Origin of the sequence: Bacillus sp. FDAARGOS_527, assembly GCF_003812125.1 — a bacterium.
Taxonomy (GTDB): Bacteria; Bacillota; Bacilli; order Bacillales; family Bacillaceae_G; genus Bacillus_A; species Bacillus_A paranthracis.
Genome location: NZ_CP033795.1, coordinates 151,870 through 176,122 on the forward strand (window position 1 = coordinate 151,870; position 24,253 = coordinate 176,122).

Consider the following 24,253-nt stretch of genomic DNA (forward strand, 5'->3'; position numbering starts at 1 on the left):
TAATATCGGGGGCAAGGGAATAGCATATGAAAATCTGTAATGCGGTTACGAGTGATGTGAAAGAAATTTATAGTCTCATTGAAGTTTATGCAAAAGAGGGAGTGGTTTTACCGCGTTCTCTTTTGTCTCTCTATCAATATTTACAATGTTTATATGTTATGAAAGAAGAGGGAGAAATCGTTGGAGTTGCTGGTTTACATGTGTTAGGAGAGGATCTTGCAGAAGTACGATCGTTAGTCGTTTCGCATACATATGCAGGAAAAGGGATCGGACGTATGTTAGTAAACCATGTAATAAATGAGGCGGCGAAAATAAAAGTGAGTAGAGTTATTTCTTTAACATATGAAACGGAATTTTTTCAAAAGTGCGGGTTTGATTTTGTGAATAGAGATGCATTACCTGAGAAAGTGTGGATTGATTGTAGACATTGTCCGAAGGTTGATTATTGTGATGAGGTGGCGATGATTCGGTATGTTGGGTGAAATAAATGTAAAGAAGAGCAGCTAGCAAAAGCTAACTGCTCTATTTAAGGGATCTCTCCAAGGGGGAGTGGAGAAAATATTATGTTACTAGCAGTATTGACAGATTATTAGGAAATATACAAATCGGATGAAAGAAATTTTAAATAAACTTTCGGCATTGACAGTTTTTACAATATTCATGTACAATACACATGAATGACATTCAGTCATTTTCTGAGGCAGGATGTCATTTGCTTGGAAATGTAACAAATACAATAGTAAATGAGGATGATAGTTGTTTATATAGTAGTAATGAAAGATCATATTTTTTTAAAACAAAAATGACTGATAGTCAGTCATAAGAGGTGAGAGGTATGAAAAATAGAGCTTGGTTATATGTCATATTAACATGTATCTTTGAAATTTTTTGGGTGTTTGGTTTTAATACAGCCAATACTTGGTGGCATTGGATTATTATTTTAGGCGTTATCGCTGTTGATTTTCACTTCCTTTCTAAAGCGTGTGAACATCTTGCAACAGGGACTGTATATGCTGTTTTCGCCGGAGCTGGTACGGTAGGTACTTTCTTAATGGATGTATTCCTTTTCGGCGGGAGTTTCAGTGTAGGAAAATTATTCTTTATCGTGATGGTTGTAGCTGGCGTTATCGGTTTAAAGCTAGCTGATAATAAAGAAGATACTATGGAAGGAGCTGCTTAAAGATGGGTTGGTTTTTCGTATTTTGTGCTGCAATTAGTGAAATAGTCGGTGTGATCGGTCTGAAAATGTATAGTAAAGATAAAACGTTAGCAAATGGTGCACTTTATATAGGTGGGTTTGCTACATCCTTCGCATTCTTGTATACATCTTTCTTATTTTTACAAGTAAGTGTCGCGTATGCAGTTTGGATTGGTATCGGAACAGCAGGTGCCGTTTTATTAAACATGTTCTTGTTTGGTGAGTCGAAAAGTAAAGCACGTATCATTAGTGTGGCTCTTATTGTATGTGGAGTGACAGGGTTAAAGGCTCTTTCTTAAAGGTACTTGGCATTTTTATCTCCTAATTTTTTGTTAGGAGATTTTATTATGAAAAAAATGATTTCCTCGCAAAGTTCACTATCATTGACAGTACAATCGATTATCTTATAAAATGAGTGACAGTCATTCAATACGCGTTTGAAAGGGTTTAGATGATGAATAAAAAAGAGAAAATTGTCTATGCAGCTATTGAAGTGTTTCAGGAAAAGGGCGTTGAAAAAACGAAGATTTCTGATATCGTGAAATTGGCTGGCATTGCACAAGGAACTTTCTATTTATATTTTCCTTCTAAGTTATCTGTTATGCCTGCAATAGCAGAAGTGATGGTTGAAAAGATGATACTTGCAGTGAAAGAAAAAGTGCAAAATGATGCGCCTTTTTCAAGTAAAGTGACGCAAGTAATAGATGCGGTGTTTCACTTTATAGCGGAATATCGTGAAATACAAGCTTTAATGTATGCTGGTCTTGCATCTACAGAACATATAAAAGAATGGGAAGCTGTGTATGAGCCTCTTTATATGTGGTTAAGCGAGTTTTTAAGTGCGGCGAAAGAAGCTGGTGAAATTCGTGATTCGGTTCACGCGGAGCGAACAGCGAAGTTATTTATCGCTCTTGTTGAATCAGCAGCGGAACAAGTGTATTTATATGATCATAAAGATGATGAGCAAGTTGAGTTACAAAAGGCAGAAGTACTAGATTTTTTAACACATGCACTACATATAAAGAAATAGTGGGATGAACCTGTCTGAGAAGGTAGGTTCATTTTTGAGGAAAACTGAATGATAGTCATTCACCTAATGAGTATGTATGTGTGGAAGGATACAGTGAAATTCTAACGAGTAGGGGCATTTCTACTCATGATTAGCCCACAAATAGCAGGATAAAGAAAAAGCTTCTTGGGTATTATTTTTTTGAGGGGAGCTTACGGGAAGAGGTGTTGAAAGTGAAGAAACCGATAAAAGAACAAAAGATGGTACTGGTCATTCTTTTGAGTAATATATTTATCGCTTTTTTAGGGATTGGATTAATCATTCCGGTTATGCCGTCCTTTATGAATGATATGGGTTTAACAGGTAAGACGATGGGATATCTCGTTGCAGTGTTTGCAATGGCTCAGCTTATTGCTTCACCTATTACAGGCCGGTGGGTCGACCTTTATGGTAGGAAGAAAATGATAATCATTGGATTATTTATTTTTGGTGTTTCAGAGCTTCTGTTTGGATTAGGAACAGATGTATGGATGCTCTATGCAGCGAGGGTGTTAGGCGGAATTAGTGCTGCGTTTATTATGCCTGGTGTTACGGCATATGTTGCGGATATTACATCTATACAGGAACGTCCAAAGGCGATGGGATATTTATCTGCTGCTATTAGTACCGGCTTTATTATAGGACCTGGAATCGGCGGATTTATTGCAGAATACGGTATACGTGTGCCGTTTTTCGTTGCAGCAGTAATTGCCTTTGTAGCATGTGTGATCTCGATCTTTATTTTAAAAGAACCGTTAACGAAAGAAGAGCTTGCAGAGATTTCTTCTAATACGAAAGAATCAAGCTTTATTGGTGATTTAAAGAAATCATTACATCCAATGTATGCAATCGCATTTATTATCGTATTTGTACTTGCGTTCGGTTTATCGGCATATGAAACGGTGTTCAGTCTGTTTTCTGATCATAAGTTTGGATTCACACCGAAAGATATTGCGGCAATTATTACAATTAGTTCAATCTTTGGGGTAGTTGTGCAAGTATTTATGTTTGGAAAATTAGTTGATATATTCGGTGAAAAAGTGTTAATTCAAATCTGTTTAATTGTAGGTGCAGTATTAGCGTTCGTTTCAACTGTAGTCTTTAATTATTGGATTGTACTTCTCGTTACGTGCTTTATTTTCCTTGCATTTGATTTGCTTCGCCCAGCTTTAACGACGTTTTTATCAAAAGCAGCTGGAAAAGAGCAAGGATTCGTTGCTGGTATGAACTCGACTTATACGAGTTTAGGAAATATCGCAGGACCAGCAATGGGCGGAATATTATTTGATATGAATATTCATTATCCATATGCATTTTCAGGAATTGTTTTAATAGTTGGTCTCGCTATTACATTTATGTGGAGAGAAAAACAGCTAGCTGAAAGTTTTGCGAAGTAATCAAACCCCTTACAACGGTAAGGGGTTTTTGTTTTATAAACTTAATCCAAACCGTTTTAATTCAATAAATATCCCCTCTAATTGCTTTCCTTTATCCGTTAATGTGTACTCTACACGAGGCGGAACTTCTGGATATACTTTTCTAGTGATAATGCTAATGCCTTGTGCTTCTAATTCTTTTAGTCGAAGCGATAATGTTTTCGGGCTAATCCCATCCATTGATTTTTGTAAATCACTAAAGCGTAATGTTCCTTCGATAAGAAGGTCACGGATGATTAAAAACGTCCATTTTGTACGAATTACATCAAGCGTTTTAGCGATAGGACAAGGTATGCCGGGTAAACCTTTCATTAATTCAACTGGATTTATATCGTTCATGGAACTAGCCTCACCGCCATCAACCTAAGCAATACAAATACCCTCAAAATGAAAACATGAATATTTTATTACAAGTTAGTACAAAATTTCGTTCTAGGGGTACTATATACTATAAAATTTCAGCTGAATAACGATGTGGTGGGACCAAAAAAATGCGTTTTAGTCTTTAAACACGCTCAGTTTTTCAAATAGATCTCCCAGGATATTGATAAACATTTCTTTTTCCTCATCGCTGTAGTTTTCCATTACCGCAGAGATTTTACTGAAATGACCGGGTAGAAATTGTTTCAGTTGTTCTTTTCCCTCTTTTGTCAGTTCAATGCTGATTTTTCGTTTATCCTTATTTTGATGCGTGCGGCTGACAAAACCGTCCCTCACCAGCCCGTCCAGCAAACCTGTAATCGTTGCTTTCGTAACGTTTGATTGCTTTGCAAGTTCTGTCGGACTTAACGAGTGGTCTTTTGCGTCGAAGAGTAGCATCAGGATTTTGAATTTTCCTTCAGACAGCCCTCTGCCTGCAAAGTAACGCTCCATCACATGATTTATTTTTTTTGATATATCAAATAGAGATAAAAACAATTCAAGAGAACTGGCATCTATATTGGAATACGTCTCGGTGTGTTCTGTTAAATATTTATATTTAGGTAAATGTTTTAATTCCATTAAAATAAGCTCCCGTTCGTTAGTTATGACACGATTATAAAGGAGTTAATATCATAATACAACCTGACTTAAAGATGATTGACAATTTTTCTGAGGATGTAGTAAAGTAATGTAGTTAGGCGCCTAACTATTTTTAAAGAACTAAAAGGGGTTATTTATATGAAACATATTTTGATAGCTGGTGGGGGAATTGGCGGATTGTCAGCGTCTATTTCCCTTAGTAAAGTAGGATTTTCTGTTACCTTGTGCGAGGCGGCTTTAGAAAATCGCAAAACCGGTGCGGGGATTCTTATGCCGCAAAACGCACTGGCTGTCTTGAAAGAATTGGATGTATTTGAAGAGTGTTGTGAACATGGCTTTCAAACAAAATGGCTGAAAACATTTGATGCACAGGGGAATCTGCAGTTTCAAGTCAGTGAATCCTTTTTAGACGACACACTTCCAGGGCGCAATAATATCCCGCGAAAAACATTAAGTGATATTCTCATCAAGCATGCTGATGCAGCGGGTGTAGATATCAAGTGGGGGAAAAAGGTTGTTGCTTATGAAGAAAGGGCTGAATCGGTCTCTGCCATATTTGACGACGGAGAAAAGATAAAGGCTGATATTTTAGTAGGTTTTGACGGCATTCATTCAACTGTAAGGAATATGATGCTGCAAAAGGAAATAGAAAAAGAGCATCTCGGTATGGGAGCGTGGCGATTTTATTTCGAGCTTCCTGATTACAAATTTGAGGATTCGTCATTGATGTATATAAGCGGAGAAACGCAAATCGGCGTCGTACCATTAGCTGAACGCGCCGGCTATGTCTTTGTGCTCCAGCCTTGCGCCAGCGATTACTGGGATGAGGAAGATACCCGGTTTAATAGAGTCAAAGAGATTCTCTTAGGCTTTCCGGGACTTGATTTTATTACAAAGCATATGTCAAAAGATTACCCTGTTATTTTTAACAAATTGGAACAAGTCGCAGTGCAAGAGCCATGGTACAAAGGCCGCGTCGTCATTGGAGGAGACGCCGCCCACGTCGGAGCTCCGACTCTTGCGCAAGGAGGAGCCATGGCTATTGAGGATGCAATCGTTCTCGCCGAAGAGCTCAAAAACAATAATGACATTGAAGCAGCCTTTCAGGCATACTTCGAAAGAAGAGCACCAAGAGCGCTCAAAGTCCAGAATCTATCCTCAGAAATCGTTCGCCGTAGGCTGAAAGGCCAGACGGGAATAGAAGAGCTGATTTGGGAGTGCCACGAGGTGTTAAGGAAAGGTTATTAAAATCGAAAATTCAAATAAAAGAATTAGGTAAGAGAGAGGAAGACAATTTAATATGGGGAATCAACAAACAACAGCAGAGAACTCTAACATCAGAGCTCTCCCGATTATTACGTCATTTCTTATTGCTGGATTTATCGGCTTGTTTAGTGAAACAGCCTTAAATATGGCGTTAAAAGATTTAATTACAGGTTTTGATATTCTAGAGACAACAGCACAGTGGCTGACAACCGGCTACTTATTAACATTAGGAATTCTTGTGCCAATTTCAGGTTTAATTCTTCAATGGTTTACAACAAGACAGCTTTTTATCGCATCTCTTGTATTCTCCATTATCGGAACATTAATTGGAGCTATTGCACCAACATTTAGCGTATTAATGATTGCCCGCATTGTACAAGCAGTAGGAACAGCTTTACTTTTACCACTTATGTTTAACACCATTCTTGTTATTATTCCACCACATAAGCGTGGAAGAGCTATGGGAATTATCGGGCTTGTCATTATGTTTGCCCCAGCTGTTGGACCAACCGTCTCAGGGTTGATTCTAAAAACGTTAACGTGGCACTGGATTTTTTGGATTTCACTCCCATTATTAATTATCGCATTAGTATTTGGTACATTCTTCATGCAAAACGTAACAAAACTAACAAAGCCAAGAATCGATATTTTCTCAATCATTCTTTCAACAATTGGTTTTGGCGGTATCGTATTTGGTTTCAGTAGCGCTGGAGAAAGTGGAGGCTGGGGAAGCTCACACGTTATTCTTTCTCTTGTTATTGGAGTCGTTGGATTAATTGCATTTTCCCTTCGTCAAATGAAGATGGATGAGCCAATGTTAGACCTTAAGGCTTTTAAATATCCAATGTTCGTTATTGGACTTCTCTTAATTTTAGTATGCATGATGGTGCTGCTTTGTACGATGATGATTTTACCATTATACTTACAAACATCATTAGCGTTATCAACGTTTGCAGCGGGTCTTATGCTTCTACCGGGAGGAATTATTAATGGAATTCTTTCGCCTGTTATGGGGGGATTATTTGACCGTTTTGGTCCTAAATGGCTAGTTATTCCTGGACTTGTCATTGTAGCATGTGCACTGTATGGTTTCTCAACTTTAACATTGGAAACATCTACAGGATTTATTGTTGCACTACACATTGCACTTATGGTTGGAATTTCAATGATTATGATGCCAGCTCAAACAAACGGATTAAATCAGCTGCCACCTGAACTATACCCGCATGGAACAGCGATTATGAACACCTTACAACAAGTTGCTGGTGCTATTGGAACAGCTGTTGGAATTTCAATTCTTTCCTCAGGTTCAAGAAGCTTCCTTCAGACAGTATCTGATAAAGAAAATCCATTAAACCAAGTTCTGGCCTTTACAAACGGTGTTCAAAATACCTTTATCTTTGCTATCATTGTAGTAATTGTTGGATTAATAATCTCGTTCTTTATTAAAAGAGTCAATGTTGAACAGCGAGCATAATAATAAAAAAGTACTGGCATTGCCAGTACTTTTTTATCTCTATAAGACTTAGTGACAGAGGAGCTGCTCTCTTCATAGACTCTTTCTCTTATTTTTTACTATATGCTATATAAAATCCTCATATATATTTAAACTTCTGTTTTTTGTAATGCTCGCTTTAATGCACCGATATATTCTTCCTCAGCTCTTTGGCTAATTTCAGCATTGGGCACTATTAATTCGAATCCATGGTAGCCACCAGGATAAACATGAAATTCTGTTGGTACTCCAGCTTGCATTAATCTATTCGCATATTCAATTGTCTCGTCTCGGAATAAGTCTATTTCACCCACCATTGTATAAGTTGGTGGAAGTCCTGTAAGGTCAGTTGCACGAGCTGGAGCAGCGTATGGGGATACCTCTTCACCGTAAACTGAACCTAAATACATTTTCCACCCAGAGATATTAGTTTTTCTGTTCCATAATTTTGAATCCGTTATCTCAAAAGCAGAAGGTTTTATATTACGATCATCAATCATAGGGCATAGTGGCATTTGGAATATAATTGAAGGTCCCTTTCTATCCCTTGCTAAAAGGGCAAGGGCTGCTGTTAGTCCACCTCCCGCACTCATTCCGGCAATTGCAATTCGAGAAGAATCGACACCAAGATCTTCCGAATTATTAGAAACCCACTGTAAAGCTGCATAGCAGTCCTCAAGTGGTGCAGGGAATGGATTTTCCGGTGCTAATCGATAGTCAACCGAAACCACTATACAGTTGGCTTCCAATACGAACTTTTCACAAAGTTTGTCATCCATTTCGGGTGATCCCACTTGATATCCACCACCGTGTATCCAAAGGACCCCAGGTAAAGCTTTTGTTTTTTTAGTTGGCTCATAAATGCGAACTCTAACTTCAGGCGCTCTTTCAGGCCCAGGTATAAATCGATTAGATACAGTAACTTCATCATTCGATGATAGAACTGTTGCAGTAAAAGATTCTTTAGCCCATTTCCTATATTGTTGGAAATTTTCCGGACTATTATCTACTTCAGGTAATACAGAAAACATTTCTCTTAATTCTGGATGAACTCTATTCTTCATTAAAAATTCTCCTTTATTATGAAATTTTTTGTAGCTACCTTAGTTACTTTCTTGCGAAACCAGTTTTAACTGCTCGCACATAATCATTCCAAGCGTGAATAGATATATCAGTATCCGGATGCATCATTTCGAACCCATGATAAGCTCCAGGATATAAATGGAACTCGACATCAACACCAGCTTCTGCAAGTTTGGTTACATAGGTTAATGTTTCACTACGGAATGGGTCCAATTGACCAACGCATGTGTAGGTACGTGGTAAATTACGATAATCTTCTGCTCGAGCAGCGGCTGCATAAGCGGGAATATGATCCGTTCCATGTAATTCTCCTAAATACATTTTCCAGCCAGCTTCATTTGATTTTTGATTCCAAACAAACCCTTCTTTAATTTCATTGGCAGAAGGTGTGTTATTACGATCATCAATCATTGGATAAAGCGGCATTTGGAAACAAATAGAAGGATATTGGCGATCACGGGCTAATAATGTTAATGCAGCTGTTAGTCCGCCACCAGCGCTCACTCCTGCAACACCAATTCGATTCGAATCAATGTTCAATGTCTCCGCGTTATCAGCAATCCATTTTAATGCTGCATAACAATCTTCAATTGGAGCTGGATAAGGATGTTCAGGAGCTAAACGGTAATCTACAGAAACGACCATACAGTTAGCCTCTTTTGCAATTTTTACAGCAAGATCATCGTTATCATTTATAGATCCCAAGATATATCCGCCACCATGTATCCACAACAGAGCAGGTAAGGATTCATTATTTGATTTTGGACGATAAATTTTTAATCGTAATGGATTTGCATCAGGTCCCTCAATGACTTCATTTGTTACAGAAAGAGTTTCATCAACAATGGTAGGAGGGAAGACTTTTGATGCTTCTTCTCTCATTACTGGCAAACACTCTGGGCGTAAATCTTGATCTGGATACATTTCTAAGCCTGGTAATAATGCTGGGTTTACTCGGTTCTTCATTTTAAAAACTCCTTTTTATTTTTTATGAAAGGTGAAATATTATTTTTAGAAATATAATTGTAAGCTAGCTATGTATAGCAATTTATCATAGGCATTAGAGGAAAACGATAATCAAAAATGTTTATGTGTTTCAAAATGCGACATATATCTCAAAGTGGTTCATTTTTTAATGGGTTTTTAACGATATAAAGTATACACAGTACTAAAACTAGCCTGTATGAAATATTCATTTTCTTGATTTTTTATATGTATTTTGACTGTTATTCTCCTTTTCCGAGGGGATAGGAAAAGGGAAATTAACTATCTTGAAATGGATTGATGTGGGATTTATAAGTTGTATTGTAAAAAAAGAAAAAGCATGCCCTTCTCGCAGTATAAAGAAGGGGCATGCTTTTTCTTTTATTCCAGCTGCTTTAACACCTGGAAAAAATAAAACTGAATGAAATGTACAAAATGAAGCAACAAAGCGTAGGGCTTGATTAAAATTTAAGGCTTTAAAGATTTCAATGCTAAATTCATATAAGTATTCATTCTCTGTTCTAGTGAGTATTTTCCATCTAAAAGACACCAATCTAATATAAGTCCTCTAGCAATTGTAAAAAGATACGTTGTTATTTCTTCTACACTCATATCATTTGTTAATTCTTTTTCAAGTTGTCCTTTGTAAACAAAGCCATTTAGAGCTTCGTAAATGAGTGAAGGCTCATATATAAATGACCTTTTGTTGAAATCGTTAAGAAGATTTATATGTAACTCTAATTTAGTTGTATATTCAGCTATGCATTGGAAGAAAGTTAAAATAGTTGTTTGCATTGTTGTATGTTGATCTATATTTTCTAATTCAACATGTAGATTTTCTTCAATTTGTTGAAATAATTTTTTATAAATATCCTCTTTGGAAGTGAAATAATGATAAAAAGTTCCTACTGATACATTTGCTTTTTTACAAATATCTTCAATTGTTATATTTTCAAATTTCTTTTCTCTCATTAAATTTAAAAACACATGAAATATATTGTTCTGTGTTAGTAAAGCTTGTTGTTTTCTATTTGTCAGAGTTTTTTTGTGCAATGTCTATTCCCCCTTATTTATATATTAACGGATATTTTAAAACCGAAAAAGTAGTTTGAATATTTTGGTTCTTGTTGTATAATCCTCATTACACCGAATGACATTCGGTGAATATTATTCGGTGTAATGAAATTTTTTTGAGAGGAGATTGTTGTATATGAAAACACCTTATCAATCAGTTGTTATGATTCCTACAAATAAGTTGATGGGAAAAAAGGCTTTAGAAGATCCGTATAAACCATTTGCATGGTATAAAGAGATGCGAGAAAAGGAGCCTATTTGTTTTAATCATCAGGCAGACATGTGGAATGTTTTTTTGTACGAAGATGTAAAAACTGTCTTAGAGGATAAAGAGTACTTTTCTAGTATTATGCCTGAGAAGAAAAAGTCTCCATTTCCACAAAGTATTCTTGGGATGGATCCGCCAAAGCATACGCAAATTCGGTCTATTGTAAATCGGTCTTTCACTCCTAAAGCATTAAGGGAATGGGAACCTAGAATCCAGCAAATCACAAACGATATACTCAATCAATTATCTAATCGTGAAACTTTTGATATTGTTAGAGAGTTATTTTATCCGTTACCAGTTATAGTAATTGCTGAAATGTTAGGTGTTTCTGCTAAGGATATGGAAAGGTTTAAGAGATGGTCTGATATTATCGTAAGTTCACCGAGTCATGATGATTCGGATTATTTGGAGGAATTTTTTAATACACGTTTACAAGCAGAAAATGAATTAGGAGAGTTTTTTGAAGAAATTATACAATCCAATCGAGGGAAATCCAAAAAAGATTCAAATAACATTATTTCTTTATTAGTTCAAAGTGAAGCGGACAAAAATATTTCAGGAAAAGAAATAGTACCGTTTTGTAAACTACTTTTAGTAGCGGGAAATGAAACAACAACCAATTTACTTGGAAACGCTTTATATTGCTTCATAGAACATCCAAATGTTTATGATCAATTACAACAGGATGTATCTCTTGTTCCGAAAGCAATTGAAGAAGTATTGCGGTATCGTTCACCAGTTCAAAGAATTGTACGCAGAGTAAAAAAAGAGATTCAATTAAAAGGACAAACTTTACAAGTAGACCAAATCATTTCAGCTTGGGTTGGATCAGCTAACCGTGACTCGCATCAATTCAAAGATGTCGATAGTTTTAACATATATCGTAGACGTAATCCTCATCTTACATTTGGACATGGCATCCATTTTTGTTTAGGTGCTCCTCTAGCTAGATTAGAAGCGAAAATTGTATTAACGGAATTAATAAAAAGATATAAATCATTTTCATTTATTGACCAGGATCTTCCTGTTCCTATCTCAAATAGTAGTTCTATATATGGATTACATTCTTTCCCTGTAAAAAGTGAACTAAATTAAATATTTTGGCTCTGGTATATTCGCGCCAGAGCCAAATTTATATGATCCATCTCAGTTTCATAAAAGGATTATATTCGTGGGGAAATGCCAGATTATCATTAATTTAGGCATACTAAAAGGAGATAAGGATTAGGAAAACAATTACAAATTCATGCAGTACTTAGATTCAATATAGGAGGATACTAAAATTGAGTAATTTCACACGTTTACGCACACAAAACATAATAAAAGATGCGTTTATGGATTTATTAAAAGAAAAAACATTTTCATCCATCACAATCAATCATATTTGTGAAAAAGCAATGATTCATAGAAGCACATTTTACCGTCATTATGAGGATAAATATGAATTATTTAGCGATGTATCAAATTCCATCGCAATCAATCTTTTTGAACAAACAAAAGAAGGATTGGATTTAGAACATACATTGTTTGAGGAAATAATTGAATACATAGATGTTAATCGTGCATTGTTTTTTAATATTACTAGTAAAAATAATAGCCTTGAGTTATACGAAAAATTGATTCGATTTGGTGCAGAAAATTTATATGAAAACTCAATGGAATATAATGATCCGCTTTCGAAAAAAATCCAAAACTCAGATTATCCAATGGTACTGTGTGATTTTTACTGTAGTGGCTTTTTTGAGATTATAAAAAAATGGTTAAGCAATGAATATTCCTATACAAAAGAAGAGTTGATTCAGATTTCTAAGAACTTATTGATAAATGAACCAAATTAAAACAAATGTCTCAATTCGAGACGTATATTATTTTTTGCTCATCGTCTTCCTTAAAAACCTATGATAGATTATTGAACATAGCAAAGGAGGAATGAGTAAGGTTAAAGAGCAAAATAAAATTACCGTTATGCTTTAAAAAACGAATTACGATCTAATATTAAATGAAAATTATATATAATATTCCAATTATTTGAGGGAGGATTTTTTATGAAAGCCGCAGTGTGGTATGGTGAAAAAGATATTCGTATCGAGGAAAGAGAAACAAAAGAGTTACAACCCAATGATGTAAAAGTTAAAGTGGCATGGGCTGGTATTTGTGGTTCTGATTTACATGCATACTTGCATCCAGATTCAGTACCAATGAATAAGAATATGGTAATCGGACATGAGTTCTCTGGTGAAATTGCAGAGGTTGGTTCCCTGGTAACAAAATTTAAAGAAGGGGACAGAGTATGTATTTATCCAATGATGCTTAAAGATCCTTCAAATGCTGAAACTGAACGTTTTATCACTTTAGACGCAGTAGGTGCACAAATCGACGGAGGGTTTGCTGAATACGTGATACTTCCACAAAAAACGATTTTTAAAATTCCAGATAATTTATCACTAGAAGTAGCAGCAATGGTAGAACCAGCAGCTGTATCATTCCAATCAATTAAGGATTCAAATGTAGGAGAAGGAGATACTGTTGTTGTTTATGGCGCCGGCCCTATTGGGCTATTTGCTGTTTTAGGTGCAAAAGCTGCAGGTGCTTCTAATATTATTGTTGTTGATTTATTTGATAGTCGGCTTGCCAAAGCAACCGAAGTGGGTGCGACGCATGTCTTTAATGCTAAAGAAGTAAACCCTGTAGAAGAAATTCGTAAATTATTCCCAGATGGAGCAGATGTGACAATTGAAGCTGCAGGTGTTGAGTCAACATTTAATCAAGCCATTCAATCAACTAAAGTTCGTGGCACAATGATGGTTATCAGCTTCCATACTCAAGATATCCAATTTAATGCTCCTGCTTCCTTACTCTTTAGTGGCGTAAAATTATTGGGATCTGTGGGGTACAGTAATGAAACTTATAATGAGGTCATTCAATTACTCGCTAATGGAAGATTACCTGCACAATCCATTATTACAAGCAAAGTTGATATAGATAATATTGCTGAACAAGGTTTTGAAGCGTTAATTCATGATAAAGCGCAAGCAAAAATTTTAGTTAAATTAAGTGGCGCACATTAATCATATTTTAGATAAAATAACTTGAGAAGATTGAAAAAGAAATAATTAAAAATATAGAGAACTCTTAACTATTTACTCAAGAAATTCAATTCTTTTATCCTCTAATATTTTACGAGATCCTGCTAGAAATGTAGGGTTTGTGCAACGAACTAGTAAATAACAAGCCAAAGATTTAGTTGCTTTGCGTGTATACCCCATGTCCATCAAGCTAAACAAGTAACTTACTAGATATGAAACGATTCTTGGTTCAAAACTAGTAATTGATAGAAAAATAGGCATGCTAAAGAAGCCTATTAAAACGTGATTTTTTCGCTAGGCAGCTTATCTATGCTTCACTGTCGTTTTATACACAATCCCTAGAATATCAAAGACGGTCATCTTCTTATACCTATGACATTTACGACCGTTCTTTTTGAGCAGCTGATAAAGGCGATGCAAAATTTTTAAAAGTTTTTCTGTGCCAACGGCTATCGCTTGAAACAGTAATGGAAAGTAATCTTTAATCATATAAATCGCTTTGTATTCACTCAGCTCTTGTTTTTTCTTTTCAAGCAGAAACTGACGCATTTGAAACATCGTAGAAGAACAGAGGAGAATGCCGATGAGTTGTCCATATAAATGGCACTCTAGGCGTTCTCTTTTTATATTTTGACATTCATCAATTTTAAAGAGTGACTTCCACGTTTTAAACAAAATTTCAATCTGCCAACGAAGTGAATATAATGGATGCACGTAGTTCATCGGTACTTCTTCTAGCGACGTGTTCGTGATATATACATTCATGCCCATTAAACGTTTACTTTTATCCTTCATGACAATGCCTTTCTTCTTTTCACGTATCGCTTGGTTTTTCAGACGTGTTTGCGTTTGATCATCGGTTAAACGATGGATAATAACACGTGCTGGAAGTTTCTGATTTTGACCAATGTATGCCTCGGGGATTTCCATCGTTTCACCAGGGATTAGACCAGACAGCATTTGTGTCATATCAAGCTGGATGTATTCTGTTTGCTTTTTTAACATACCATTGTTGAAATATTCTGGTTCAGGGTTCTTGATATAAATGCGCGTATTCAACTTCAACCGCGAGATGTAGTAAGCCCCTTTATCATGAATAGTTTGTAAGTCTCCTAAATCGAAGTAACCAAGATCACGTAAACACAAATCGCCGGTCTCTACGGTCTCAAGGCAGATGGTACCGTATGTTTTATCATTATTCTTTCCTGGTCCAAGCTGCACGTTAAGAAATTGACCACTAAGTAAATCATATTCCAATTGGATTTTTACGCCTGCCGTATTACTACTCCCACCTGAACCTTGATAGTCAGTAGCCAATTGATCAGGCAGTTGAAACACTGTTGCATCCAAAATACGGATACGATTGAAAGTAGAGATCATATGTGCAGAAAGTGATTGATTTGAACAGAGTTTTTGTTTGAGAAGAGAAGTAAAGACTTCTCGAAGAAATGCGACAGCTGCTGGATTAAAGCGTTGATTCAGTCCTTCTGGGCTCATGAGTGTAGCTGTATTTGTATAAAGCTGACTGCATAATCGAGTAAGAGAATCGCTTGCTACGTGTTGACTAATCCAAATACATAAAGCGGCCAAATCACGTGCGCCATATTTACTTTTACGTTTTACGAAACCCGTCTCCTGTGCGAGCTGTTGAAGGATGCTTGGGGATAGATATCGCTGTAATTCTTCAGCGAATAAATGAAACTCATATTGAATCGATAGAGTCATACAAAACGCCATCCTTTCTGTATTTTTCTACAAAAAGAATAGCGTTTTTTTCGTTATATAGATACAAAGTTAGCTTGAATTTCTTTAGTTGGTCACTTAGCCATAAACTAGGTACAGAAATTCCAATTACTTGCCCTAAGTTTCGTATTATGTAAATACAGTGAGTGATAAACTGAAACCAAATTCAAAAATACCTGTAATTGCTATTCGTCTAATGAATATTTTGCCTAACCATTTTTCAGATAACATAGGTCCAAGTGGGTATGTGATGGGCCACTTTGTGTTTATGTACTTCGAATTAAACAACCCTATTTCTTCTGTAAGCTACCTCTGCTAAAAAAATATCTCCCCCTCATAAACAGAAGATACTTTTTATGAGGAGTATTTATTGAATTTAAGTTTATAAAAATTGAATGAAGGCGATGCAAGTTCTCACTTATTTAGAATAAGAGTAAAGATGATGCTTTATTTGTTCAATGAAATATTGATGGTGTATATTATCGTTAGATACTCGACTTGCCATAATAGCTCCCTCCATTGAAGAGGCAAGAAAAGAAGCGAGCGATATAATGTCTATATCTTCTTTAAGTTCTTGTTTCTCTATTCCTTCCTTTATGAGAGAGGCCATTAACATTACTGTATCATCATAGCCTTTTGCTGCTGCTTTTTGTAATTCTGGAAATACGCCAGTACTTTCAATGGCGCTATTAAGTAATGGACAGCCTCCAGCAATAGGAGGATTATTAGCTGCATCTTGATATACAAGGAAAATTGCAAGGATTTTATCGATTGCTGTTTTTTTATTTTCCATTGCTTTATGAAAATGACTCCACATAATCTCACCACTTTTGTCGTAGGCAGCAAGAACAATTTCTTCTTTATTTTTGAATCTACGATAAATAGATCCTTTCGGTAGTTCAGTGGCTGTCATTATATCCTGAATGGATGTGCGAGTTATCCCATTAGTATTAAATAAATATAAAGATGTTTCAATAATTTTTTCTTTTACCTTATCAACTTTAGTCATGCTTTGTAATCCTCCTAATGAAAACGATCCTAATATTCTAGGTAATGTTTACCCTCTATTTTCTTGATTTTTTTGTAAGTATAAATAAGTTCGGAACAGAAATATCTTATCAATCCCTATCTTATGAAAATCTCAAACAATACAGTTTGAAAAGAAGTTAATCAAATTATATTATCCATGTAAAATAAGTGAATTTGTTGGTTTGAAATTAAGTTTGATTAAAATTTAAGCGAAACCATTGATTTCATCACAAAAAAATCTCACGCATTTTGAAAAAAATTTGATTAAAATGCGTGTGTTGAAATTTTACAAGCTATTTATTTTTATAATAAAGTTTGATAATTTCGGTAAGCGAATTGTTAAAATTTGCCCTCTAATATTATATTTTATTAATTAATTTATCTAATTCTAATTCAGATATAACTTTAATGCCCTTACTTTCTAATAGAGCAGTCGTTACGCCGACTCCTGTTACCTTTTTTCCAACAAACTCACCACTATAAATTTCTTTACTGCCACAAGAAGGGCTATATTCTTTTAAAACTACATGGCTAGCTTGCATTTCTTGTGCTAAATTTAAAGTCTTCATGGCACCATTTATATATAATTCCGTCACATCATTACCGGAACGTTCCATTACTTTTGCTTTGCCCTCTAAAACATCATATCCATCTCCGCCCAAGATTTCAGCTGGTTCTCTCGGTGTAACAAAACCACCTAATAACTCCGGGCAAACAGGTATCGCTTTCTTTTCATCAATTAATTTTTGAATTGTATCGTTTAAACATGCAGTACCATTATATCTTACTGGTTTTCCAGCTAAGCAAGAACTAACTAAAATCATGATGTACATCCTTTCAAATTCATATTCAATTATTACAACAACATTAAAAACTACCCTTTTCTTAACTATGCGAACATCTTAATATTTTTGCTTTTATTTTTATTTTATTAATAATTTATAAAAGGGGTTTAAAAAATTAGAAACTTATAGTATCATTAGTTTTCGAACCGAACCGTCCGGTTTGGTATTTATATAATTATATTTTAGAAGGAGAACCTAATGCAACAAGAAAAATCAAAGATTCTAAGTAATTTCATTATGGAGGTAATAAAGTGAGCTTTATAAAAATGAATACAAAAGAACTTGTTATGCTAATAGTTTATATACTGTTTGCACTACTTCAAATTGGCTTGTTCATATTATTTGGCATATCCCTTTTAACTAACAGCAACTTAGTTGAATCAGAATTTGCTCTTAGTGCCATCGGTTTGACTGTACCTGCTATTGTAGGAATCATTTTCTTTAGGAAAGAAATTATTGAAAGTTTTACTTATTTTAAAGAGAAAACAATTTTGAAAATAGTAAGCGTTCCTATGGTGGTTTTACTTATGGTAATTGTGGAAAATTCTATTATGCATTTTCTAAACATAGGTCAGCTAGAGAACCAAGAACAGGTCCTTACAAAGGGCGCAGAGGTGCCTATTATATTCACAGTACTTCTATTTGGGATTATAGGACCAATAATTGAAGAAATTATATTTCGTCATATATTAGTAAATCGTTTTTCAGAATATATTGGTACTGCTATTGCATCCATCGTTTCGATTATAATTTTTGCAGGTCTTCATTCAAATCAACTTTCGGATCTTGCTATATATTTACCTGGCACGGTGATGCTTACTGCGGCTTATCTTATTTCTAATAGATCCCTTGCATATGTTATAGCGATACATATGTTAAACAATTTTAATGCTATTTTTTAATTACATATGTGATAGAGAGACACATGTAATTGAAGATTGTAAAAAATAGGAGGGTGTCAAACATGATTGTAACAACAACTTCTGGAATTCAAGGTAAAGAAATTATTGAGTATATTGATATTGTAAATGGTGAAGCTATTATGGGGGCCAACATTGTACGCGATTTATTCGCTTCAGTTCGTGATGTTGTCGGTGGCCGTGCTGGTTCTTATGAAAGTAAGCTAAAAGATGCTCGTGATATTGCGATGGACGAAATGAAAGAACTTGCAAAACAAAAAGGTGCGAACGCTATCGTTGGTGTTGACGTAGATTACGAAGTAGTTCGTGATGGAATGTTAATGGTTGCTGTAAGTGGTACAGCTGTACGTATATAAGTAAATAAAAAACGGATCTCCCCTTGAAATTTATAATTTGAGGGGAATCCTGATTCAGTTGCAAATTTTAAAGAATAAAACGAGATGTTGATAAATCATTGTACGTCGAAAAACCACAGTTTGAGTGTAAACTGTGGTTTTTTATATAGAGGCCCCATCCTATTACTATCAGGCAAAATTTTTTTAGTACCTCCTGTGTAGGGATAATAAAGTTGTTCAATTTCAGTAGAATAATTATTAAACAACCTTTCTTTTTCCGACAAGGTTTACAAGAATATTGTGTTAAATGATAATAGTAGTTTTAGATAGAATAAAGATGTTTTTAAATGTAAAGTTCTAATTGTATTTTATAGTAACTTCAGTAATGTAAACGCAAAGGAAGTGTACAACATGAAATGGATACGAATTCCTGTAGGACCACTTAAAGCAAATGCATACATTTTATCTAATGAAGATAAAGCATGCGTAATAATTGATCCTGGTGGCGGTGCGACACGTTCCTAAGTGAAAAGCTTAGGCATTGTCGAACTTACAGTTCAACAGTGAACTGTCATTCCAAGAAGTCAAATGATAGGGTAACGCCTTGAAGGGCTTCCTTTAATACTCCGACATGCAGTGAAGTTAGCAAGAACTGAACTGTATGAAGCTCGGTGAAGTCGGTTGAGAGTTACCGTAATCCTATAGGATACGAAAGTCACTCAGAGGTGGGTGGTGTAACCTATAAACCGGAAGTCTATAAATTACCTATGGTTAGTATGCACTATGAACCAATAGAGTATGGTATGTGCGGACGAATCTCTGATGGTACGGGTCTATATCGGAAGTAAGTCGAAAGGCTTACTGACACAATTAGTGTCGCTACTGTGGATGAGTAAAACTCGCCTTTATGAAAGTCCATATATTGTTACAGGCAATATCAAGGTAGCAGGCTCATAGGAGAAACCTAACGGTATATGCACAGATAGGAATGACGGAACGTGGTAAGCTGTCAACACTGAGGGCTTGCTTCCGATGAAGTGGTTCTAGGGAAAACAATTGTAAATTGTATAACCTAGGTTTATGACAGTGAAAGTGGTGGCACAGTACCTATGAAACGTGTAATGAACGTGGAGGGATAGCCACTAGTCGATTGAAAACTGACTGTTACTTATGGTTGACATGGTTTCGAGTAAGACTAAAGAGATGTAAACCTCCAGTAAATAAGGGGAGGTTACAGCCCATGTTAAAGAAAACTAAACTAAGGCACAGTGAATATTACGACATGCAAAGAAAGTATGATGAGTTATATTCTAATAGCCTTAATGGTAACAATTTCTATAAATTAATTGATATTATCGGTTCGGAAGAAAATATTAGATTAGCATACCGCAACATCAAAACTAATAAGGGGAGTAACACGGCTGGAGTTGACAATTTAACCATTAAAGATATTTGGCACCTAAACGATACAAAGATTATTCATGAAGTTAGGAAACGATTAAATAACTATCAACCACAAGCAGTTAAAAGAGTCCTTATCCCAAAAGAGGGCAGTGATAAGAAGCGACCCCTGGGGATTCCAACAATTTGGGACAGATTAGTACAACAATCTATCCTCCAAGTATTGGAACCTATTTGTGAAGCTAAGTTTCATAACCATAGTTATGGATTTAGACCGAACAGAAGTACACACCATGCACTAAGTAGAGTTGTAAGTCTTATTAACATAGGTCACCAACACTACTGTGTTGATATTGACATTAAGGGGTTCTTTGATAATGTATGCCACAAAAAGCTATTAAGGCAAATGTGGACTCTGGGAATAAGAGACAAATCACTTCTATGTGTTATTTCAAAAATCCTTAAATCTGAGATAGAAGGAGAGGGTATTCCCAATAAGGGTACTCCGCAAGGAGGAATTATTTCTCCTTTACTTTCCAACATTGTTCTAAATGAACTTGATTGGTGGATAAGTAGCCAATGGGAAACCTACAAACCTCACAGAATCTCTACTCGGCATTTAGGGTTTCGACAATATGCTAGGAAGTACACGAATCTAAAATGTGGTTATGTAGTGAGATACGCGGATGACTTCAAAATAATGTGTCGGACTTATGATGAAGCACAACGCTTTTATCATGCGACAGTTGATTTTCTCAAATCCCGCTTGGGATTAGAAATTAACCCCAAAAAGTCCAAAGTGGTTAATCTCAAGAAAAACTCGTCAGTTTTCCTTGGATTCAAAATCAAAGTGGTTAAACAAGGTAAAGCTAAATTTGGATATATTGCAAAAACCAGTATGTCCGACAAAGCTATTACAAAAGCTAAAAGACAACTAAAAGAACGAATCAAAGGAATTCAAAAGGAGCCCACTTCAGAGAAAGTTACTCAATTTAATTCAACCCTTCTTGGTATACAAAATTACTTTAAATATGCGGTTACAATTTACATGGATTTAACGGAGGTAAATTACTCTCTGCGAAGAGTCATAAGAACCAGACTTAGAAACAATATGAAGCACATGAAGTTCTGTGAAACATCTGTGAATTTTAAAAGGAAGACCAAAGGAATACAACCTAACACTAAGATTTACGTTGTACAGAACACTCCACTCTTACCAGTTACAGGAATACATCATAAAAACCCGTGGAATTTTTCGCAGGTTATCTGTAACTATACGGAAACGGGGCGTAATAAAGTACATAGTAATCTTAAGGCAATACCTAAGGATGTTCTCAACCAAGTTATGAGGACTTATTCGAAGAATAAAAGTATTGAGTACAACGATAATAGGATATCAAAATACGTTGCTCAATATGGTAAGTGTTATGTAACTGGTGAGGAAATTGGTATTGAACGTGTTCATTGTCATCACATTGTTCCCATTAAACAAGGTGGGGATGACAAGTACAACAACTTGGTAATTGTAGATTGGTTTATACACAAACTGATTCACATGACGAATCTTAATAAGATTACACATTACCTTCGGTCTTTTAAACTTAACAAGAAACAAATGGATAAACTGAATGTGCTAAGAACTAAAGCTGGAAATGAACCGATAGTAACATAATTTGATTTTAAAGTCAGTTGGAAACGATGGAACGCCGTATGCTAGGAAACTAGCACGTACGGTGTGAGGTGGGGGAAAAGGTGGAGATTACATCAAAGCCTTACCTATCATCATAATCAGACAAAATTAATCAATACATAAAAAAACATGATTTAATCCCCAAAGCTATTCTTTTAACTCATGCTCATTTTGATCATATTGGGGCAGTAGATGAAGTAAGAAGCAAGTGGAATATCCCTTTGTATCTTCATCAGGCAGAACAGGATTGGCTCACTAACACAGAATTAAATCGTTCTGCTTTACCTGGTAGAATTAAAACTACGGCAAAATCAGCAGATTATCTGATTGAAATAGAAGAAGAGATTCATATCGATTCCTTTTCATTCAAAGTATTGTTTACCCCTGGGCACTCACCTGGAAGTATATCTTACTATATAAAAGATGAAAGTATTATTATCTCAGGAGATGTACTTTTTAAAGGTGGTATTGGACGAACGGATATAATCGGAGGAGATCAAAATAGATTAATGAAAACAATTCAGGAAAAACTATTTAGTCTGCCTGAAAAAACACTTGTTTTAAGTGGGCATGGAGACATCACAGATATTCAGACTGAGCGAAAACAAAACCCGTTTCTAAAAAATCTTAGATAATATTTCACCATAAAATAAAAAAAGGATATTCTATAGGGTATTTCTTGTATAATAAAAGGAAAGTTTGGAATAGATATCAATGGAATTTATAAAAATGACTCCTGTTGGATACAGAAATCATCTTCTTGATGTTGCCAACTTTTTTCACAATGTCCTTTTATAGAAAAAGAAAAATCACGCATACAGAAACTAAATTATTTTTTTACATGATTTTATTATAAATTAAACGACTTTATTATTTTTCAATAACTTTATTATTCGTGATCATCTCCAGAACGAAATTTTGTGTTAATTTGTAACAAAAAGTTCTTTTTTCATTTTGTGTTAATTTGTAACAAAAAGTTCTTTTTTCATTTTGGGGTAATTCTGAATTCTTAAGTTGATGCACACATATGGAGACGTTTAATAGTGTGAAGATAAACTAATAAAATATAAATTTATACGCTACTTAGTGACAGAATAAAGGTGGACAAAGTTCCCCCTCATATTCTAAATTCTTTTTGTATATATCTGCATAAGCAATCTTCAATTGCTCACGTAATTGTTTCTTCTCTTCTGTTAACTTTTTAATCTTACGTTTCAAAGAGGCTATAATTACTTCTAATTATAGCCTGTTTAACAATGGTAAGGTTTTTTGGTTTATAAACTTAATCCAAACCGTTTTAATTCAATAAATATCCCCTCTAATTGCTTTCCTTTATCCGTTAATGTGTACTCTACACGAGGCGGAACTTCTGGATATACTTTTCTAGTGATAATGCTAATGCCTTGTGCTTCTAATTCTTTTAGTCGAAGCGATAATGTTTTCGGACTAATCCCATCCATTGATTTTTGTAAATCACTAAAGCGTAATGTTCCTTCGATAAGAAGGTCGCGAATGATTAAAAACGTCCATTTTGTACGAATTACATCAAGCGTTTTAGCGATGGGACAAGGTATGCCAGGTAAACCTTTCGTTAATTCAACTGGATCTATATTGTTCATGGAACTAGCCTCCATAAAATTTTTTGAATGAATTTGCTTTATAGTATCACAAAACTATACTTTTGGTAACTATATGAAAAAAATATCACTACTTCTATAAAGGAAGTTAGTGCATATACAATAGCAATATGAAATACAAAGGGTTTAGATGAGGGGGAGGTGATTTTCATGGGGGTAAAAAAGTTGTTTGGATTTCTTAGTTTGTTTGTTATTTGTATTGTGCTTGTAGCATGTGGCGTGGAGGGAAAAACTGAAGTACAGTTATTAAAAGAAATGCCAAAGGCAAAAACAATGACAATCGATCCTTCACTAAGTAAAATGGAAGCGACCGAAATGGTTCATGCAGCGCAGCGTTTTTATGCATTTTGGGATACAGGTAAAGAGGAGCTTCTTTCGCAGACTGTTACGAAAGATTTTTTCGATAATACGTTGCCAAAAGGGCGACCACAAGGCATTGAAGGGTTAAAGTTTGCAGCACAAAATTTTCGTAAAGTTGTGCCTGATATACATTGCAAGATTGAAGACTTATTGGTTGTTGGTGATAAAGTAACAGCTCGTCTTTCTTTTGCAGGAACGCATAACGGTAAAAATATTAGCTTTTCTGCAATAGATATTTTGCATGTGAAAGACGGAAAGATTACGGAAGACTGGCATTTAGAAGATAATCTTACGTTGAAACAGCAACTTGGGTTAATAAACGAGGAATAGAG

Annotated in this window: 26 protein-coding genes and 1 pseudogene; 17 read left to right on the forward strand and 10 right to left on the reverse strand. The window is 35.2% G+C overall.

The window, feature by feature from the left end; all coding sequences use genetic code 11:
- Nucleotides 1–26 precede the first annotated feature (26 nt).
- The 5 genes from EGX95_RS03105 to EGX95_RS03125 all read left to right on the forward strand — a co-directional run bounded on the left by EGX95_RS03105 (nt 27) and on the right by EGX95_RS03125 (nt 3,643).
- Nucleotides 27–482: an N-acetyltransferase gene (locus EGX95_RS03105; protein ID WP_000686672.1), complete on the forward strand. Its 456-nt coding sequence runs from the start codon at nt 27–29 to the stop codon at nt 480–482.
- A gap of 353 nt (nt 483–835) precedes the next feature.
- The gene (locus EGX95_RS03110; RefSeq protein ID WP_000796021.1) at nt 836–1,180 is read left to right on the forward strand and encodes a DMT family transporter; all 345 of its coding nucleotides are present in this window, start codon (nt 836–838) and stop codon (nt 1,178–1,180) included.
- 2 nt (nt 1,181–1,182) lie between these two features.
- Nucleotides 1,183–1,497: a DMT family transporter gene (locus tag EGX95_RS03115; protein WP_000539674.1), complete on the forward strand. Its 315-nt coding sequence runs from the start codon at nt 1,183–1,185 to the stop codon at nt 1,495–1,497.
- Between the two features lie 152 nt (nt 1,498–1,649).
- Nucleotides 1,650–2,228: a TetR/AcrR family transcriptional regulator gene (locus EGX95_RS03120; protein WP_001993037.1), complete on the forward strand. Its 579-nt coding sequence runs from the start codon at nt 1,650–1,652 to the stop codon at nt 2,226–2,228.
- A gap of 212 nt (nt 2,229–2,440) precedes the next feature.
- A complete protein-coding gene (locus EGX95_RS03125) occupies nt 2,441–3,643 on the forward strand; it encodes an MFS transporter (protein WP_000742940.1) in 1,203 nt (400 codons plus the stop codon).
- Nucleotides 3,644–3,676: 33 nt separating this feature from the next.
- Here the strand turns inward: EGX95_RS03125 and EGX95_RS03130 are convergent, their stop codons facing one another.
- The gene (locus EGX95_RS03130; RefSeq protein WP_000997911.1) at nt 3,677–4,021 is read right to left on the reverse strand and encodes a winged helix-turn-helix transcriptional regulator; all 345 of its coding nucleotides are present in this window, start codon (nt 4,019–4,021) and stop codon (nt 3,677–3,679) included.
- A 159-nt stretch (nt 4,022–4,180) separates the two neighbouring features.
- Nucleotides 4,181–4,684 carry a transcriptional regulator YetL gene (locus tag EGX95_RS03135; RefSeq protein ID WP_063246632.1) on the reverse strand — a complete coding sequence of 168 codons (504 nt, stop codon included), beginning with the start codon at nt 4,682–4,684 and terminating at the stop codon, nt 4,181–4,183.
- A 159-nt stretch (nt 4,685–4,843) separates the two neighbouring features.
- Between EGX95_RS03135 and EGX95_RS03140 the strand changes: the two genes are divergently transcribed.
- Nucleotides 4,844–5,953, forward strand: coding sequence for an FAD-dependent oxidoreductase (locus EGX95_RS03140; RefSeq protein WP_000680551.1), 1,110 nt, complete (start codon nt 4,844–4,846; stop codon nt 5,951–5,953).
- 52 nt (nt 5,954–6,005) lie between these two features.
- Complete coding sequence (locus EGX95_RS03145) at nt 6,006–7,448, forward strand: DHA2 family efflux MFS transporter permease subunit (protein ID WP_000528112.1); 1,443 nt, start codon at nt 6,006–6,008, stop codon at nt 7,446–7,448.
- 128 nt (nt 7,449–7,576) lie between these two features.
- On the opposite strand, the gene EGX95_RS03150 is transcribed toward EGX95_RS03145, so the two are convergent.
- Both EGX95_RS03150 and EGX95_RS03155 read right to left on the reverse strand, forming a co-directional pair.
- On the reverse strand, nt 7,577–8,530 hold the full coding sequence (locus tag EGX95_RS03150; protein WP_000797638.1) for an alpha/beta hydrolase: 954 nt from the start codon (nt 8,528–8,530) through the stop codon (nt 7,577–7,579).
- Nucleotides 8,531–8,573: 43 nt separating this feature from the next.
- Nucleotides 8,574–9,515 (reverse strand): alpha/beta hydrolase, encoded by a 942-nt coding sequence (locus EGX95_RS03155; protein ID WP_000797646.1) that lies wholly within the window; start codon nt 9,513–9,515, stop codon nt 8,574–8,576.
- A 305-nt stretch (nt 9,516–9,820) separates the two neighbouring features.
- On the opposite strand from EGX95_RS03155, the gene EGX95_RS30175 reads away from it, so the two are divergent.
- Nucleotides 9,821–9,958 carry a hypothetical protein gene (locus EGX95_RS30175; RefSeq protein WP_000871114.1) on the forward strand — a complete coding sequence of 46 codons (138 nt, stop codon included), beginning with the start codon at nt 9,821–9,823 and terminating at the stop codon, nt 9,956–9,958.
- A gap of 43 nt (nt 9,959–10,001) precedes the next feature.
- Here the strand turns inward: EGX95_RS30175 and EGX95_RS03160 are convergent, their stop codons facing one another.
- Nucleotides 10,002–10,586 carry a TetR/AcrR family transcriptional regulator gene (locus EGX95_RS03160; protein WP_000549137.1) on the reverse strand — a complete coding sequence of 195 codons (585 nt, stop codon included), beginning with the start codon at nt 10,584–10,586 and terminating at the stop codon, nt 10,002–10,004.
- Between the two features lie 157 nt (nt 10,587–10,743).
- Here EGX95_RS03160 and EGX95_RS03165 point away from each other — a divergent pair, with 157 nt between their 5' ends.
- The 3 genes from EGX95_RS03165 (at nt 10,744) to EGX95_RS03175 (ending at nt 13,943) form a co-directional block, all read left to right on the forward strand.
- Entirely contained in the window at nt 10,744–11,970 is a 1,227-nt protein-coding gene (locus EGX95_RS03165) for a cytochrome P450 (protein ID WP_000856909.1), read from the forward strand.
- A gap of 188 nt (nt 11,971–12,158) precedes the next feature.
- Nucleotides 12,159–12,713 (forward strand): TetR/AcrR family transcriptional regulator, encoded by a 555-nt coding sequence (locus EGX95_RS03170; RefSeq protein ID WP_000064552.1) that lies wholly within the window; start codon nt 12,159–12,161, stop codon nt 12,711–12,713.
- A gap of 207 nt (nt 12,714–12,920) precedes the next feature.
- Nucleotides 12,921–13,943: a 2,3-butanediol dehydrogenase gene (locus tag EGX95_RS03175; RefSeq protein WP_000642452.1), complete on the forward strand. Its 1,023-nt coding sequence runs from the start codon at nt 12,921–12,923 to the stop codon at nt 13,941–13,943.
- Nucleotides 13,944–14,264: 321 nt separating this feature from the next.
- Here the strand turns inward: EGX95_RS03175 and EGX95_RS03180 are convergent, their stop codons facing one another.
- The 3 genes from EGX95_RS03180 to EGX95_RS03195 all read right to left on the reverse strand — a co-directional run bounded on the left by EGX95_RS03180 (nt 14,265) and on the right by EGX95_RS03195 (nt 17,557).
- Nucleotides 14,265–15,686: an IS4 family transposase gene (locus EGX95_RS03180; protein WP_000175817.1), complete on the reverse strand. Its 1,422-nt coding sequence runs from the start codon at nt 15,684–15,686 to the stop codon at nt 14,265–14,267.
- Nucleotides 15,687–16,122: 436 nt separating this feature from the next.
- Entirely contained in the window at nt 16,123–16,713 is a 591-nt protein-coding gene (locus EGX95_RS03190; protein WP_000169642.1) for a TetR/AcrR family transcriptional regulator, read from the reverse strand.
- Nucleotides 16,714–17,092: 379 nt separating this feature from the next.
- Nucleotides 17,093–17,557: a 2-thiouracil desulfurase family protein gene (locus tag EGX95_RS03195; protein ID WP_000604767.1), complete on the reverse strand. Its 465-nt coding sequence runs from the start codon at nt 17,555–17,557 to the stop codon at nt 17,093–17,095.
- A 272-nt stretch (nt 17,558–17,829) separates the two neighbouring features.
- Here EGX95_RS03195 and EGX95_RS03200 point away from each other — a divergent pair, with 272 nt between their 5' ends.
- The 5 genes and pseudogenes from EGX95_RS03200 to EGX95_RS03225 form a co-directional block, all read left to right on the forward strand.
- Nucleotides 17,830–18,480, forward strand: coding sequence for a CPBP family glutamic-type intramembrane protease (locus EGX95_RS03200; RefSeq protein WP_123805447.1), 651 nt, complete (start codon nt 17,830–17,832; stop codon nt 18,478–18,480).
- A gap of 62 nt (nt 18,481–18,542) precedes the next feature.
- Nucleotides 18,543–18,854 (forward strand): YbjQ family protein, encoded by a 312-nt coding sequence (locus EGX95_RS03205; RefSeq protein ID WP_000637509.1) that lies wholly within the window; start codon nt 18,543–18,545, stop codon nt 18,852–18,854.
- Nucleotides 18,855–19,244: 390 nt separating this feature from the next.
- Nucleotides 19,245–19,358: an MBL fold metallo-hydrolase gene (locus tag EGX95_RS03215; RefSeq protein ID WP_000871250.1), complete on the forward strand. Its 114-nt coding sequence runs from the start codon at nt 19,245–19,247 to the stop codon at nt 19,356–19,358.
- Nucleotides 19,359–20,073: 715 nt separating this feature from the next.
- Complete coding sequence (gene ltrA / locus EGX95_RS03220) at nt 20,074–21,906, forward strand: group II intron reverse transcriptase/maturase (protein ID WP_000914978.1); 1,833 nt, start codon at nt 20,074–20,076, stop codon at nt 21,904–21,906.
- A 119-nt stretch (nt 21,907–22,025) separates the two neighbouring features.
- Nucleotides 22,026–22,559, forward strand: a pseudogene (locus tag EGX95_RS03225) (MBL fold metallo-hydrolase); the annotation flags it as partial.
- Nucleotides 22,560–23,007: 448 nt separating this feature from the next.
- Here EGX95_RS03225 and EGX95_RS30895 read toward each other — a convergent pair.
- Both EGX95_RS30895 and EGX95_RS03230 read right to left on the reverse strand, forming a co-directional pair.
- Nucleotides 23,008–23,142: a hypothetical protein gene (locus tag EGX95_RS30895; RefSeq protein WP_001992992.1), complete on the reverse strand. Its 135-nt coding sequence runs from the start codon at nt 23,140–23,142 to the stop codon at nt 23,008–23,010.
- 56 nt (nt 23,143–23,198) lie between these two features.
- Entirely contained in the window at nt 23,199–23,543 is a 345-nt protein-coding gene (locus EGX95_RS03230; protein ID WP_001059467.1) for a winged helix-turn-helix transcriptional regulator, read from the reverse strand.
- A gap of 168 nt (nt 23,544–23,711) precedes the next feature.
- Here EGX95_RS03230 and EGX95_RS03235 point away from each other — a divergent pair, with 168 nt between their 5' ends.
- Nucleotides 23,712–24,251 carry an ester cyclase gene (locus EGX95_RS03235; protein WP_000538346.1) on the forward strand — a complete coding sequence of 180 codons (540 nt, stop codon included), beginning with the start codon at nt 23,712–23,714 and terminating at the stop codon, nt 24,249–24,251.
- Nucleotides 24,252–24,253: the final 2 nt, after the last annotated feature.

Coding starts and splice junctions, on each gene's coding strand:
- EGX95_RS03105 (WP_000686672.1), top strand. CDS start 27: ATGAAAATCTGTAATGCGGTTACGAGTGATGTGAAAGAAATTTATAGT.
- EGX95_RS03110 (WP_000796021.1), top strand. CDS start 836: ATGAAAAATAGAGCTTGGTTATATGTCATATTAACATGTATCTTTGAA.
- EGX95_RS03115 (WP_000539674.1), top strand. CDS start 1,183: ATGGGTTGGTTTTTCGTATTTTGTGCTGCAATTAGTGAAATAGTCGGT.
- EGX95_RS03120 (WP_001993037.1), top strand. CDS start 1,650: ATGATGAATAAAAAAGAGAAAATTGTCTATGCAGCTATTGAAGTGTTT.
- EGX95_RS03130 (WP_000997911.1), bottom strand. CDS start 4,021: ATGAACGATATAAATCCAGTTGAATTAATGAAAGGTTTACCCGGCATA.
- EGX95_RS03135 (WP_063246632.1), bottom strand. CDS start 4,684: ATGGAATTAAAACATTTACCTAAATATAAATATTTAACAGAACACACC.
- EGX95_RS03140 (WP_000680551.1), top strand. CDS start 4,844: ATGAAACATATTTTGATAGCTGGTGGGGGAATTGGCGGATTGTCAGCG.
- EGX95_RS03145 (WP_000528112.1), top strand. CDS start 6,006: ATGGGGAATCAACAAACAACAGCAGAGAACTCTAACATCAGAGCTCTC.
- EGX95_RS03150 (WP_000797638.1), bottom strand. CDS start 8,530: ATGAAGAATAGAGTTCATCCAGAATTAAGAGAAATGTTTTCTGTATTA.
- EGX95_RS03155 (WP_000797646.1), bottom strand. CDS start 9,515: ATGAAGAACCGAGTAAACCCAGCATTATTACCAGGCTTAGAAATGTAT.
- EGX95_RS03165 (WP_000856909.1), top strand. CDS start 10,744: ATGAAAACACCTTATCAATCAGTTGTTATGATTCCTACAAATAAGTTG.
- EGX95_RS03175 (WP_000642452.1), top strand. CDS start 12,921: ATGAAAGCCGCAGTGTGGTATGGTGAAAAAGATATTCGTATCGAGGAA.
- EGX95_RS03180 (WP_000175817.1), bottom strand. CDS start 15,686: ATGACTCTATCGATTCAATATGAGTTTCATTTATTCGCTGAAGAATTA.
- EGX95_RS03190 (WP_000169642.1), bottom strand. CDS start 16,713: ATGACTAAAGTTGATAAGGTAAAAGAAAAAATTATTGAAACATCTTTA.
- EGX95_RS03195 (WP_000604767.1), bottom strand. CDS start 17,557: ATGATTTTAGTTAGTTCTTGCTTAGCTGGAAAACCAGTAAGATATAAT.
- EGX95_RS03205 (WP_000637509.1), top strand. CDS start 18,543: ATGATTGTAACAACAACTTCTGGAATTCAAGGTAAAGAAATTATTGAG.
- EGX95_RS03215 (WP_000871250.1), top strand. CDS start 19,245: ATGAAATGGATACGAATTCCTGTAGGACCACTTAAAGCAAATGCATAC.
- ltrA (WP_000914978.1), top strand. CDS start 20,074: ATGTTAAAGAAAACTAAACTAAGGCACAGTGAATATTACGACATGCAA.
- EGX95_RS03230 (WP_001059467.1), bottom strand. CDS start 23,543: ATGAACAATATAGATCCAGTTGAATTAACGAAAGGTTTACCTGGCATA.
- EGX95_RS03235 (WP_000538346.1), top strand. CDS start 23,712: ATGGGGGTAAAAAAGTTGTTTGGATTTCTTAGTTTGTTTGTTATTTGT.